General features: G+C 46.1%; 1 protein-coding gene. It reads right to left on the bottom strand.

Translation table 11 applies throughout. The annotated features are described in order from the left end of the window. Positions 1-8: 8 nt before the first annotated feature. Positions 9-14,042, bottom strand: coding sequence for an amino acid adenylation domain-containing protein (locus Xets_RS28690; protein WP_370588242.1), 14,034 nt, complete (start codon positions 14,040-14,042; stop codon positions 9-11). Positions 14,043-14,382: the final 340 nt, after the last annotated feature.

The raw sequence follows: 14,382 nt of genomic DNA, 5'->3' as shown, positions 1-14,382 counted from the left end.
GGTAACGTCTAGTCCCGGCAGTTCCCAATCCTGGCGTTCGGGCTTTTCCCGGTAAAATTCTGCCAGGCAAACATCACCTGAAATAGTGGGGTATGTGCCAGACTACGTGGCGGCTGTACAATTTCCACCACCTGTTCAAACGGCAGATCCTGATGTTCCTGTGCTGCCAGTGTAGTTTGTCGGACACGCATGAGCAATTCTGTGACATCTGGCGCCCCCGATAAATCGATACGTAAGGCCAGCGTGTTAACAAAAAACCCGATTAACAATTCCGTTTCCTGACGATTTCTGCCTGCACTTGGGGTACCTATCACAACATCATCCTGTCCCGACAAACGTGACAAAACTGTGGCCCAGGCCGATAACAGAATCATAAATAGTGTGACACCGTGTCGCTCACCCAGACGTTTGAGAGATGTTGTTAATTCTGTCCCCAGATGGATAGAGACAGCATTCCCGGAAAATGATTGTTCAGGCGGGCGGGACCGATCAGTCGGTAAATCCAGCAGGACAGGAGCATTTGCCAACATCATTTTCCAATAGTCAGACTGAATTTTTACCCGTTCTGCCGATAACCACTGACGCTGCCATGCGGCATAATCAGGGTACTGAATCGCCAATGGCGGCAACAGCTCAGTATTTCCCTCCAAAAGAGCCGTATAGAGAGCACTCAGTTCACGGATCAGTACACTTATAGACCAGCCGTCTGACACAATATGATGTTGAGTCAGCAGGAAAACATGATCATCATCAGCTAGTTGTATCAATTGAGCGCGAATTAAGGGTCCCTTAACAAGATCAAACGGTGCTTCCATTTCTAGTGTACATAAACGTTCAATATCTTTATCTGAATCCAGTGAATTACGTAGATCATGTTTTTTCATCGGCAGACCAGATGCAGCCGGTAATAATTCAACCTGAGGCTGACCGTCAATCGTGATAAAAACTGAACGCAGTACTTCATGGCGAGCAAACAGAGCATCAAGTGCCTGCTGCCAGGCAGTAATATTAAGCTGACCACGCATGCGCAGAGACATCGGAATAAAATAGGTGTTACCAACGCCCTCAAATTGTGTCAGGAACCATAGCCGTTGCTGAGAAAATGATAACGGCAAGTAGCTATCACGGGATATTGGCAAAATAGCAGGCAGTTTATTGCTATGTTCATCCAATCGACGTTCACCGAACTGACATTTCATCTCCTCAGCAAAAGTAGACAAAATGGGGGATTTAAACAGTGTGGCCAGAGGTAGCTCAATGCCTAAAGTGATTATTCGATTCATCATTTGTATCGCTAGTAATGAATGACCACCTAAGGCAAAGAAATTATCATGCCGACTAATCTGATCAATTCCTAGCAATTCTCGCCAGATAGCAGCCAAAGCAATTTCCATTTCTCCTTGTGGTGCTTCATAGATCTCACAGGCAAAGGCTTTCTCATCTAGTGACGGTAATGCCCGACGATCCAGCTTTCCGTTCGGTGTTAGTGGATACGCATCCAGACGGACAAAAGCGGTCGGCACCATATAATCCGGTAATAAAGCACTCAGGTGAGCACGCAGGCTGTTCGCCAGTCCTTTATTGGTTTCCGCCGCTTTCGCTTCTGTGTCCCCCATTTCCGTTACTACTGGTTCTGTTACTACATAAGCCACCAATCGCTTATCCTTCCCTTCTCCCTGCGCTAACACCAGTGATTCCCTCACCATTGGATACTCGTTCAACCGGGCTTCAATTTCTCCCGGTTCAACACGGAAGCCCCTGATTTTCACCTGCTGGTCATTACGGCCGACAAATACCAGATTGCCGTCCGGCAGATAACGGGCTAAATCCCCGGTCCGGTACATGCGCGCATCCGGGCTATCACTAAATGGATCGATAAGGAAACGTTCAGCAGTTAATTCAGGCCGATTGAGGTAACCCCGAGCCACTCCCACTCCACCTATATACAGTTCACCCATTGCTCCTAGCGGTACCGGCTGATGATGCGCATCCAACAAATAAATCTGGGTATTCGCCGTTGGACGCCCAATAGGTACTGCGGAATCGGTATAGTCTGACGGACACTGCCAAATCGTAGCACACACCGTTATTTCGGTCGGGCCATAGGCATTGAACAGAGTGACCCGGCCACACAGTGCCCAGATTAACGCCGTACTGGGAATTCCCCCCGCCAATGTCAAAGTGAATTTTTTCGTTAATACTGGTACATCTGCCCCATTATGAAGCAGAGACGGTGTCAGACAAATATGTGTTACCGCTTGCGCTTCCAGATAACGCCATAGCTGGGTTGTGTCCTGACGCACATGGTCTGCGGGAATAACCAGCATAGCACCACTACACAACGTCATCATGATTTCCCAGACACTGGCATCAAAACTCAATGAAGCAAACTGCAACACCCGACTCTCCGCACCAATTGCAAATTGCGTAATTTTTTCTTGGATAAGGTTAACAAATCCACGATGTTCAACCATTACCCCTTTCGGCTTGCCGGTCGAACCGGAAGTGTAAATCACATACGCCAGATGCCGTGAAGTCAATGCCAGTATTTGCGGGTTGCTGTCCGGCTGGTCAAATCTGGTATTCGGGTCGAGTATGTTGCACTCTGCCAATACGTTCTCACCTAAGGCTGACCGACCAAGCCTGTCTGCCAGCACTATTACCGGAGCTGCATCTCTCAGATTGTCAGTCAGGCGTTCTCCCGGATAAGCTGGATCCAGCGGCACATAGGCCCCGCCGGCTTTTAAGACGGCCAGAACCCCAACCACCATGGTCGGGGAGCGTGACACACAAATAGCGACCCGTTGCTCCGGTACTAGCCCCAAGGCGATTAACTGATGCGCTAGCCGGTTAGCCCGGGTATTTAATTCCGTATAGCTGAGCGTCTGGTTTTCATAGACCAGTGCGGTGGCTTGCGGGGTTTTCACCACCTGCTGTTCAAACCACTGATGAATACACAAGGTCGCAGGATATGGGGTTTCCGTCATATTCCAGGTTTTTAATAACAGCGTGCGTTCTGCTTCTGACAGGATGTCCAACTGCCATACCGGTGTTTCCGGGGCCTGTTCCAACGCGTCCACCAGACTTTCCAGTGCCTGTTGCATGTAACTACATATCCGTTCTGGCTCAAATGGCTGCACTATTTGTCCAGTCAGACCCAGTGCTTCGCCAAAATCCTCTACCGATAATGTTAACGGATAATTGGTTCGCTCCCGTCCATCAAGAAACTCAATCCCCGCCATATTGTCATCTATTTCCACCAACGGTGTATTGTGTCGATAGTTAAGCAGGGAACTAAAGAGAGGCGCTTCGCCTTGGATGCCACTACAACGCTGAGCTAATGCCAATGAAGCGTGTTCATGTTCCAACAATCCCGCCAGCAGATTATGTGCAGCCTGTACACAATGATGTACTGGGGTATCATCCATATTCAATCTCAGCGGTAAGGTATTTATAAACAGCCCCATCCCGCTATCCGCACCTTCACCCGCCTGCATACGTCCAAACAATACCGTACCAAATACCACTTTCTGTTGCCCACTGGTAAGCGACAGCACTTGGGCCCAGGCGACATGACATAGCGCCGCTAAACTGACTCCCAGACGTCGGGCCTGACGGCGAAGGCCTTCATTCAGTGCAGTGGTTAACATCCTGTGTGATTGTGTCACCTTAGAACCGTCGTGATGTACGCTAGTCAACCCGAATGGCAACGTTGGTTCTTCTACTTCAGCCAACATATCAGTAAAGAAGCGAATGTGCTCCTCCTGACTCATACCTAGTCGTGCCTGTGCAATCAAATTACGGAAAGGAACCGGAGCAGGCAAATTACTCTCTTTTCCGGCAAAGTATGCTTGAACTTCACGATTCATGACTTCCAACGTTGTGTGATCACCAATCAAATGATGCAACAGTTGCAATACTCGCCAGGAACCATCCTCTTCCCGTGCCAAGACAAAACGCAATAGCGGAGCCTGACTCACATCAAGACGATACTGATTAGGATCAAAATGTTGGATTAGTTGGTCACAAACAGGTCCATCAGCAGGATTTAATGTGAGTTCAAGCACTGATAAGGGAACCTGACGGCAGACCACCTGAACCGGAACAGATAACCCCAGCCAAATAAAGGTCGTACGCAGAATGTCATGCCGATCAACAACCCATTGAACGGCCGCCAGATAGCGATTCAGCAAAAATCGATCTGCAAATCGCGCTTGTCTGACTAACAGATATGGGTCCCCTGTATCGGCTAGTAAATGGTGGAATAGAATACCGTCTTGCAATGGTGATAAGGCATAGATATCTTGGATATTGGCAATACCACCCGGTACTTGTTTGACAATGAGGTCAATCTCAGATTGGGTCAAATCAATCAGTGGTAACATTTCCGGTGTTAATGCTGTCGTTGCCGGTGTAATCACATTGGCTGGCGTTGTCACAATCCGATATTGTCCCCATTTTTCGGCAACTGTTCTGGCAAGTTTAGACAACTCCGGCGATTGGAATAAATTTCGTACCGACAGCATTATCTCTTGATGACGTAAGCGCTCCACCATCTGTACAGCCAATAAAGAATGACCACCTAAGGCAAAAAAATTGTCATCACGGCTAATCTGTTCAACTCCCAATAACTCTTGCCAGATAGTGGCCAAAGCGATTTCTATCTCTCCTTGTGGCGCTTCATACATCTGACGAGCAAAAGCTTTTTCGTCCGGTGCCGGTAGTGCTTGGCGATCCAGCTTGCCGTTTGGTGTCAGCGGAAATGTATCTAAACGGACAAAAGCTGCCGGTATCATATAATCCGGCAAAACTGTACTCAGATGAGTTCGTAAATTATTAGCCAACTCATCAAGCGCTTCTGCCACGACATAGGCAACCAGACGCTTATCATATTGGTCTCCCAACGATATCACCACGGCTTCACGCACTGCCGAATGCTCGGTTAACCGTATTTCAATTTCACCCGGTTCAATACGGAAGCCTCTAATTTTCATCTGTTGGTCATTGCGGCCGACAAATACCAGATTGCCGTCCGGCAGATAACGGGCCAAATCACCGGTACGGTACATACAAGCCCCCGGTTGATGGCTAAATGGATCGACCAGAAAACGTTCTGCCGTCAGATCTGGACGGTTCAGATAACCCCGAGCTACACCCGCGCCACCAATATACAATTCACCGATTGCTCCCAATGGCACTGGCTGACCATAATTGTCCAGCAGGTAAACACGCGTGTTCGCAAGGGGCCGACCAATGATATTGGCCTGTTCTGTGTTTTCATTCAGGCACGAAATCGTCGTGGTAATTGTCGTTTCTGTCGGTCCATAGCAATTCGCCAAAACAGGCCGTTTTCGGTGAACAGATAACCAGTGTTTTAATTCATGATACGGTACCGTTTCCCCACCAATACACATGACTCGTAAGCCCTGATAGATAGCGGCTTCATTAGCCTCGGCAATTACCCGCCAAAATTGAGCCGGAATTGACACATAACTAATTTGATAAAGTTCACACAGACGCCAGAATTCCTGCGCACTGGATGTCCATTGATTTGTCCGCAATACGAGTTTTGCACCATGAGTTATTGCGCAAAATATTTCTGACGCGCAGACATCAAAAGAAGGATTGCAGAACTGCAATACCCGATCAGACGTGTTAAAGGACCATTTTTGATTCAGTGCAGTAATTTGATGCACCAATTGCTGATGTTCTACCATCACGCCTTTTGGCGTACCGGTAGAACCGGAGGTATAAATCACATACGCCAGATGCTGTGGGGTCAGGGCCAGTACCTGTGGATTGAGTATCTGTAGATTGTTCGCCGGCTGGTCTGGTAACACATTGGGATCGAGTACCGTTAAATCAGCAATGGCTTTTTCGCCCAAAGCAAGACGTCCGGCCTTATCCGCTAAGACGATAGCAGGCTCTGAATTCGTCAGAATATAAGCCAGACGTTCACCCGGATAATCAGTATCCAGAGGCACATAGGCTCCGCCCGCTTTCAACACAGCCAACAGTCCTGCCACCATAGCCGGTGAGCGTGTTACACAAACCGCAACCCGCTGATCAGGGGTTATACCCAGCGTGATTAATTGATGTGCCAGCCGATTAGCCCAGAGATTCAGTTCCGCATAACTGAATTTTTGTTCTCCATACACGAGCGCCGTTGCATGCGGGGTTTTCGCTGCCTGTTGTTCAAACAACTGATGAATATGTAAGGTATCAGGAAACGTAGTCTCAGTTGTATTCCACGTTTCCAGTAATAACTTACGTTCCACCGCCGACAGCAGATCGATTTCTCCGACCCATTGTTGATGGTCAATTACCATGGCTTGCAGTACTGTATGTAAGTACCCGATATGCCGCTCGATGGTTGGCTGGTCAAAAAGTGCAGTAGCGTAATGCAGTGCTCCAACTATCTGCTCATTCTCCTCAAACAGGCTCAGTTCGAGATCAAATTTAACTTTATTAACAACCTGATCCATTGGGGTAACGGCCAGGCCCGGCAGTTCCCAATTCTGGTGTTCACTGCTTTGCCCGGTAAAACTCTGCCAGGCAAACATCACCTGAAACAGCGGCGTATGCGCTAATCTGCGTGGTGGTTGCACGATTTCCACCACCTGTTCAAACGGCAGATCCTGATGTTCCTGTGCTGCCAGTGTAGTTTGTCGGACACGCATGAGCAATTCTGTGACATCTGGCGCCCCCGATAAATCGATACGTAAGGCCAGCGTGTTAACAAAAAACCCGACTAATAATTCCGTTTCCTGACGATTTCTGCCTGCACTTGGGGTACCTATCACAACATCATCCTGTCCCGACAAACGTGACAAAACTGTGGCCCAGGCCGATAACAGAATCATAAATAGTGTGACACCGTGTCGCTCACCCAGACGTTTGAGAGATGTTGTTAATTCTGTCCCCAGATGGATAGAGACAGCATTCCCGGAAAATGATTGTTCAGGCGGGCGGACTCGGTCAGTCGGTAAATCCAGCAAGATGGGTGTATCGGCCAGATTCATCTTCCAATAATCGGACTGAATGTGTATCCGTTCTGCCGATAACCACTGGCGTTGCCACGCCACATAATCAGAATATTGAATTGACAACGGTGGGAAGGGATTGGGTTGCTCTGTCAGAAAAGCTGAATAGAGGACACTTAACTCACGCATCTGTATCCCAACAGACCAGCCATCTGACACGATATGGTGTTGAATCAGTAAAAAAACGTAATCACTGTCAGCCAGTTGTATCAGATTAGCGCGGATTAAGGGGCCCTCGATAAGATCAAATTCTGCTTCTGTTTCTTGCACACATAAATGCTCGAGCTGTTCATGGATATCAGCAACTTTACGTAGATCATGTCTTTTCATCGGCAAGCCTGATTCTGCCGGTAATAATTTAACCCGAGGTTGACCATCCATCGTGATAAAGACCGAACGCAAAGTCTCATGGCGGGCAAACAGAGCGTCAAGTGCCTGCTGCCAGGCATTAATATCAAGCTGACCACGCAAACGCAGAGCTATCGGGATATGGTAGATTTCACTGATCCCCTCAAATTGAGCTAAAAACCATAGACGCTGTTGAGCAAATGATAATGGTAACTGATCTCCAGAAGAGACCGGCAGGATAGTGGGAAGTCTAACTTTTTGCTCCCAAAATCGCCCCTTTATCTCCTCAGTAAAAGCAGCCAAAGTCGGGGACTTAAATAATGTGGTCAACGGTAATTCAACACCCAAGGCCACTATCCGGCTCATCATCCGCACTGCCAGTAGCGAATGCCCACCTAAGGCAAAGAAATTATCATGTCGCCCTACCCGCTTAACTTTCAACAATTCTTGCCAGATAGCGGCCAGAGTAATCTCCATTTCTCCTTGTGGCGCTTCATATATCTGACGGGCAAAAGCTTTATCATCTGGAGCCGGCAATGCACTACGATCCAGCTTGTTATTTGGTGTTAGCGGCAGTGATTCTAATCGGACAAAGGCCGCCGGCACCATATAATCAGGTAAAAGAGCACTTATATAATCACGCAGACACTTAGCCAATCCGTCATCAGGCTCAGCCACGACATAGGCAACCAAACGTTGCTCCTGCCCTTCTCCCAATGCCAGCACCACCGCTTCACTCACAGCCGGATGCTCAGTTAATCGTGTCTCAATATCTCCAGGTTCTACCCTAAAGCCCCTGATTTTGATTTGATAGTCATTACGGCCCAGGAATTCCAGATTGCCATCCGGTAAGTAACGCGCCAGATCCCCTGTTCGATACATCCGCGCATCAGATCCAGCGACGAAAGGACAAGCCAGAAAACGCTCAACGGTGAGTTCAGGCCTGTTGAGGTAACCCCTGGCTACGCCCGCACCACCAATATACAATTCTCCCACTGCGCCTAATGGCGCCGGATGACCAAAGTTATCCAGTAAATAAAGCTGAATATTGGAAAGGGGGCGACCAATCGTCGGGTAAAGATGCGCAGGCTCTATAACTGCCAATGTTGCATCCACTGTGCATTCGGTTGGACCATAGACATTATAGGCTGTCAAGAACGGGAGATTTGCAACAGTGCGCCAGATTGGAGGAGATATGGCTTCACCACCAACCCATATTACCAATCGTTTGTTATACCGGTCTAACCCCGCAGCCAGCAACATCTCTAATTGCACTGGTGTGCAATCTATTACATCAAGATTAGCTGTGGTTAAAAATTGCAAAAAAGCCACACTATTGGCTCGTACATCCTGTGGCACAATGACTAACGTATAGCCATTCAACAAACTCAATAAGTTTTTCACTGCTGCATCAAATGAAATACTAGCGTTCAGGCCAATCCTAGTGATAGATAATTTTGCAAAAGTACGTTGTATCAGTGTTCCGTATAAGTTCAATACAGAGCCATGCTCAACCATCACGCCTTTCGGCGTACCAGTAGACCCGGAGGTGTAAATGACATAAGCCAGATGCCGTAAAGTCAATGTCTGTATTTGGGGGTTACTGTCCGATTGATCTGGCAATGAATTCGGATCAATTACAGCCAATCCGGTAAGCGCTTTTTCACCCAGCGCTATCTGCCCCGCCTGATCAGCCAGTACCACTAGCGGAGCCGCATCACTTAAGATATGCGCTAAACGTTCACTTGGATAGGCGGGATCCAGTGGTACATATGCCCCACCCGCTTTCAGCACCGCCAGCAATCCCACCACCATAGCCAGTGATCGTGTGACACAAAGGGCTACTCGTTGCTCTGGTACAACACCTAATGCAATCAGTTGATGGGCTAGTCGGTTAGCACGGGCATTCAATTCCGCATAGCTGAGCGTCTGTTCTTCATATACCAACGCTGTCGCATCCGGAGTTCTCTCCACTTGCTGTTCAAATAATTGATGAATACACAACGAATCGGGATACGCTGTCTCCGTCGCATTCCAGGTTTTCAACAATAACGTCCGTTCAGTTTCAGGCAGAATTTCTAATGTCCGTACTGGTGTCTCCGGGGCCTGTTCAAGTGCCTCCACCAAACTTTCCAGTGCCTGCTGCATATAGCTGCATATTCTTGCCGGGTCAAACGGCTGTACGACATGAGCAGTCAGACCCAATGCGTCACCAAACTCGTCCACTGACAAGGAAAACGGATAGTTAGTACGTTCCTGTTCACCCAGAAATTTAATGCCAATCAAAGTCTTATCCGAACCCTCTGGCAGTAAGTTATACCGATAGTTCAACAAGGTATTGAATAATGGCATGCCACTGGCAACTCCGCTGCAACGCTGAGCCAATGCTAGCGAAGCATGTTCGTGTGCCAGTAATCCGGCCAGACGGTTATGAACTGCACGAATACTATCCCGTACCGGAGTCTCATTGATATCTAAACGCAGTGGCAAGGTATTGATAAATAATCCCATCCCGCTGCCAGCCCCTTCCCCCGTCTGCATACGTCCAAACAACACAGTACCGAATACCACTTTTTCCTGCCCGCTGGTACGTGATAATACTTGCGCCCAGGCAAGGTGGCACAAAGCAGCCAAACTCACTCCCAACCGTCTGGCCTGAGTACGCAAGCGATCATTCAATGCGGCCGCCAGCATCTGATGATATTCCATCATTTGAGAGCCATCACTATGTACTTCCGTTACCCCAAATGACAACGTTGGTTCCTCCACCTCCGCCAACATGTCGGTAAAGAAACGGGTATGCTCTGTCTGGCTGGCACCCAATCGGGCTTGGGCAACCAGATTACGGAAAGGCGTTGGCGCAAGCAGGCTATTTTCCTGTTCAGCAAAACAGACCTGAACTTCATGGTTCATCACCTCCATCGTTACATGATCGCCAACCAGATGATGCAACAATTGTAATGCTACCCAACGGCCATTAGCTTCCTGGGCTACCACAAAACGCAGCAGCGGTGCCTGCCCCAAGTCAAGACGATAATGAAACGGATCAAAACGTTGAGCCAGTTGCTCACTCACTGGACCATCAGCAGGGTCTAATTTCAATTCAGTCACGGACAAAAGCGCCTGACGCCAAACCACCTGAGCTGGAATTGATAACCCTTGCCAAACAAAAGCGGTGCGCAAGATATCATGACGATCAACCACTTTTTGCGCTGCGGCCAGATAGCGATCCAACAACGATCGACTATCAAAAATTATCCGATTGGTTAGCAAATACGGGTCGCCTTTTTCCCTCAACAGATGGTGGAATAAAATGCCATCCTGTAATGGTGACAGGGCATAAATATCTTGAATATTGGCGATTCCCCCTGGCACCTGACTGACCAGCCTATCAATGTCTGCCTGTTCTATATCAATCAACGGTAACATTTCCGGCGTGATCCGTTCACACTCATGGCTTATCAGATTTAGCGGAATAGCGAAGGTATCATCCATTTTTGTCAGCAAAGCGGCCTGCTCTGCCAGTACCGGGCTGGAAAACAGCGCCCCAGGTTGGGCGGTATAGCCTTTCTCCCGCAATAATCCCATTAGTTGTACTATTAACAACGAATGACCACCTAGTGCGAAGAAGTTATCAAATCGACTGATTTTATTGATACTCAGTAATTGGCCCCACATCTCTGCCAACAGGTTTTCTGTTTCGCTTTGCGGGGGCTGATAATACTGACGCTGATAAGCGGTGGCATCTGGTGCCGGTAGTACCTTTCGATTAAGTTTACCATTAGGCGTCAGTGGGAAATGTGCCATCACCATAAACGCAGCCGGCACCATATATTCAGGTAATACAGACAACAGATATTGACGTAATTCTGCCGTAATCTGATCTGATTCATTACCTTGTACCAAGACGATATAAGCCACCAGCCGTTTATCCTCCCCATTCTCTGCATGGGCAACAACAACCGCTTGCTGTACAGACGGATGGATTTCAAGGCAAGTTTCAATTTCACCTAACTCAATACGAAAACCACGAATTTTGACCTGATGGTCATTACGCCCAAGATATTCAATATTGCCGTCATTATCATAACGGGCTAAATCGCCAGTACGGTACATGCGGGCATCCGGTTCTGAATGAAAAGGATCTGTCAGAAACCGTTCTGCTGTTAGCTCTGGTCGATTCAGATAGCCTCGGGCAACACCGATACCACCAATATATAATTCACCAATCGCTCCCAAAGGGACCGGCCGTTGTTGGTTATCTAATAAATAAATACGGGAATTGGTAATGGGCTTACCTATCGGCACCACCTGGCCCTCAAAATGATCGGGACAATGCCAGTATGTCACATCGATCGCAGCTTCAGTCGGGCCATATAAATTGTATATTCTGACCCAAGGCATCAATGCCTGGCACTGCTTCACTGTAATAGGATGTAACGCTTCGCCGCTGCAAAACAGATGTTTTAGCGTTAAGCAACGGGCCACATCCGGTTCTTTTAAGAATGCGGTCAACACCGAAGGCACAAAATGCAGAGTGGTTACCTTCTCCTGACTGATTAGTTCAATTAACTGAGAGAGGTTTTTCTGTTGCACTGTCGTCGCCAATACCATTTTGGCACCACTCATGAAGCTACAAAACAGCTCCCAAACAGAAACATCAAAGCTAAACGTGGTCTTTTGCAAAACCACGTCATCAGGGGTAAGTTGATAAGTTTGCTGTATCCAATACAACCGATTTATCACACTACGATGCTCATTCTGCACACCTTTCGGGTTGCCGGTTGAGCCTGAGGTATAGATAACATAGGCCAGATTACGTGAGCTGAGTCCCATAACACAGGGATTCTCTGCCGAGAATTCAACGTCCTCCGACAGAAGAGTACCAATATCCAACTGTTTTTTTGTCGCAGAAATGTCATACAACTTATCTGCGCCGATACCATCATGTAATAGTAAAACAGGAGCAGCATCATCAAGAATATAATGAAGGCGTGCTGATGGATAACTGGGATCAAGCGGCACATAAGCCCCGCCCGCTTTAAGTATTGCCAGCAAACCAATAACCATCAGGGGTGTTCGGTCAACGCAGATAGCTACGCAACTATCCGGCACTACCCCTTCAACAATCAACCGATGGGCTAAGCGATTAGCCTGTTGATTCAATTCAGCGTAACTCAGAATACGATCATCAAATACCAATGCAGGTGCATTTGGTGTTTTTGTCACCTGTTGCTCAAGTAATTCATGGATACAATATTCTGAAGGGTAATAACCCGCAGTGTCATTCCATTGATTTAATAACAGTTCTTTCTCAGTTGCTGACAGAATATCGAGATCTTTAAGGCGCTGAGTCACATTGTTTGCGATAGTGTGTAACACAGTAAGACAGTAATTTATCTGACGTTCTATAACTTGTTTTTCAAACAGCGTTGTAGCATAAGTTATTCCTCCGACAAGCTCATCATCTCGGTGGAATATAAACAACTCAATCTCTGATTTTATGTAATTAGATCTGTAACCCATGGGTGACGTTTTAATTCCCTCCAGTTCAAACTCTCCATCATAAAAATCTGGCCAGGTCATGATAGCCTGAAAAATAGGTGAATCAGCGACATGAGATCCCGGATTGATGATTTCAATAAGGTGCTTAAACGGAATATCTTGATTATTTTGCGCATCAATGACGGTATGATTTACCTGTGCAAACATTGCTGCAACGGTGGCATTATCATCAATATCAATCCGGATTGGTAAAATATTGGCTAAGGGCCTCACCGTTTTTTCTGTACCTGTTATATTGCTATTCGTAAAGGAGGTCCCTATGATGATACTGTCCTGCCCTGAAAGGCGATGAAGCACAACCGCCCAAACCGTCATGATTGTCTCTAACAGTGTTATTCCGTGTTCTTGGCTAATTTGTTTAAGCTGATTCGTGAATTCTTTATCGAGAGTAAACGAACAGGTATCTCCTTTTGAGGATAACTGATTAAGTCTGGGAGATATTGTCGGTAAAGTGAGTAAAGGAGGTGCACCAGCAAGTTTTTGCTGCCAATATTCACGTTGTATTGATATTTGTTCTTCAGTCCAGCTAATTTCACTATCTTCGTGTTGAGCAATAAGAGGTAAAGAAAGCGTTCGATGATTCAACAGGTCATTATAAATGATACATAATTCATTAATCAAAATTTTAACAGATAAACTATCAACAATAATAGGGTGAATATTTAACAGAAAGATATATTCATCCTCTTTCAATAATACTAATAAACTCCTTAACAAGGGTCCATTAGCAAGATTAAAAGAAGTGTTAAGTGTGTTATCAATAATCTGAGCAACCTTATTTTCTTTGTCTTCAGAGGTGCGAATATCAGAAATTAAAAAAAGGCATTCAATATTATTACTCAGAGTATTAATCGCTGATTCATGATCATCTTCAACTAATGTTGATAATAATGAATCATACCGAATCAATAAAACATTTAAAGCCTGGTGAAATAGCTCAATATTCAAATAGCCGCTTAGCTTATAATATACTGACAATCGGTGGTTTACAGGAGTATGATGATCTGGCTGCATGTGTTTTTTTGATGTCGATAAATATTTATTATCACGTCTGCTTGCCGAAGTCATCACCTTATCATTTTTCATTTATAATTCCTCTGTTAATCATATCAAAAAGAAAAAATACCGAAGCTTTAAAATCTGAAGCAATCATTAATTCTTTTTTCTTGCGACCACTTTAACTTTATCACATGTTTTATATTTATTTATTTGAGGTTTATATCACTATTTCATCATTAAGAGCCTTAACTTGAAATTCATAATAGATATATTTTAATAAACACCAAAACAATTATATTATACATTTCATAATAAATAGATAATTTATTGTTAATGAATATTTTTTAATTTTATACATTGAGATATCATATAATCAATCAGCATCATAAAATTCATTATACTTGTTGATATTTTTGTTTGTTTTCCT

It is taken from the genome of Xenorhabdus sp. TS4, assembly GCF_014467265.1.
In the GTDB taxonomy this organism is placed as follows: Bacteria; Pseudomonadota; Gammaproteobacteria; order Enterobacterales; family Enterobacteriaceae; genus Xenorhabdus; species Xenorhabdus ehlersii.
The sequence above is the reverse complement of the archived record's forward strand: the minus strand, read 5'-3'. Positions and strand labels throughout refer to the sequence as shown.

What these genes read in the sequence shown, in the direction of transcription:
- Xets_RS28690 (WP_370588242.1), bottom strand. Translation starts at nt 14,042, where the DNA reads ATGAAAAATGATAAGGTGATGACTTCGGCAAGCAGACGTGATAATAAA.